At 76.5% G+C, this 1,622-nt stretch carries 1 protein-coding gene; it reads right to left on the bottom strand.

From position 1 onward, the window contains the following. Window positions 1-212: 212 nt before the first annotated feature. Window positions 213-1,133, bottom strand: coding sequence for a JmjC domain-containing protein (locus tag ABT015_RS37890; protein ID WP_350887897.1), 921 nt, complete (start codon window positions 1,131-1,133; stop codon window positions 213-215). Window positions 1,134-1,622: the final 489 nt, after the last annotated feature.

Below are 1,622 nucleotides of genomic sequence, written 5' to 3'. Positions count from 1 at the left end.
CCCACTCAGCGTCCGAAAGTTGCGCTCGTGTCACACAACACGGTCTACCGGATCAGGTCCCGCGACGCAGGCGATTCCCTCAGATTGATCACAACTAGATACGCGCCCTAGTCCGGTAGCAGTACCGGCACTACGGGGCGCGGCTGCCCGGACCAGACGGTCCGGGCAGCCGCGCCCTCGTGCGTTCGGGCCCCGCCCGGTCTCAGCCCGGCTCAGCCGCCGGCGGCCAGCGGTCCGTGACCCGGCGCCGCCCGACCGTCGTCCGTCACCGGCGCGGGCAGCGGCCCCCGAGCCAGCCGCAGCAGCTCCTGCGGGGTCAGTTCGGCCAGCCGGGCGCGGCCCAGTCGCAGCACCTCCGTGGCCGTGTCCAGCAGTTCCGCCGGTGTCGCCGGGCGCTCCGGCAGCTCGGCCGCCCAGCCACCGCCGGCCAGCCACTCGCCGACGGCGCCGCGCAGCTGCCCCGTGCCCGCCTCCCGGATCGTGAACGAGAGGTGCACCGACAGGCCCTGATGGCCCGTCGCGGTGTGCGGCGCCCCGCGCGGCACGTACAGCACCTCGCCCGGCCCGAGCACCGAGTCGAGCGCCACCGCGCCGGGCTCGGGGGCCGGCCCCGGGCGCCAGCGCCCGTCGGCGGGGGCCTCGTGGACCGTCCACTCCTTCTTCCCCGCGAGCTGGACGACCAGCACGTCCGCGTCGTCCCGGTGCACGTCCAGCCCGCGCCGGCCGGCCCCCGTCGCGAAGCAGAACGCCTCGGTCCGGCGGCCCAGTTCGACCGCGATGTCGGTGGCCAGCGCGCGCACCGGCGCGTGCCACTGGTCCAGCTGCGGCAGCAGCAGCGTGGCGCCGTCGGCCAGCAGGGCGGCGATCCGGTCAGGGTCGGCGAAGCCCTCCTCCCGGCGCCCGGCGACCACCCGGCTCGTGCAGAACTTCGCGGGCGGGACGACCTCACCCGCCCGGACCATCTCGACGTAGGGCACCCGCAGCAGTCCGCCGCGCAGCGCCTCGTCCAGCTCGTCCGGCCGGGGCAGCCCCGACGGCCAGCCCGCGGCGCGGAACACCTGCGGCCGGCGCTCCTGCAGCGCCTCGGCGAACGCCGCCGCGTCGCCCACCAGTTCGGTCAGAACTCGTCCCATCGTCCATCCCTCCGTCCAGCGGCCCACCACGGGTCGACCGTCGCATAACCTACGGATGAACATCTGAGTCGGGTTCAGCGAGAATCCGCCAACCAGCCCGGCATCGGCCAGCTTCGCGCCACGGGGCGACAACCGCGATGCGCTGCGGGGGCCCGTCATGGGCGGCCGGGCCGAGGGGTGAACCGGGCGAGCGGCACCGGGACCGGCTCCCGGTCGGCGAGTCCCGACCTCCAGGTCGGACGGCCGGCGGCGGCGGGCGCGGCCCGTTCCCGCGGCAGCCCGCCCGCCCTCCGGCGCGACAGGCGCCGCCGCCGGGGCGCCGGCCGCCCCGCACCGCCCCGAGGGCGCCGGCGGGCCGTTCCGATCGCTTGTGACGAGCATCACATTCCGGCCCCGGTCGGCCGGGCCCGCCTCCTACGAGCGGCTGCGCCGACTGCTGCACGCGGACGGGCTCACCGTCTCCTACGCCGGGCAGGTACCGCTCCAGGC

Source organism: Kitasatospora sp. NPDC094016, from assembly GCF_040304045.1.
GTDB lineage: Bacteria > Actinomycetota > Actinomycetes > Streptomycetales > Streptomycetaceae > Kitasatospora.
Note: the sequence above shows the minus strand (reverse complement) of the source record. Positions and strands in the feature narration are given on the sequence as shown.

Coding starts and splice junctions, on each gene's coding strand:
- ABT015_RS37890 (WP_350887897.1), bottom strand. CDS start 1,133: ATGGGACGAGTTCTGACCGAACTGGTGGGCGACGCGGCGGCGTTCGCC.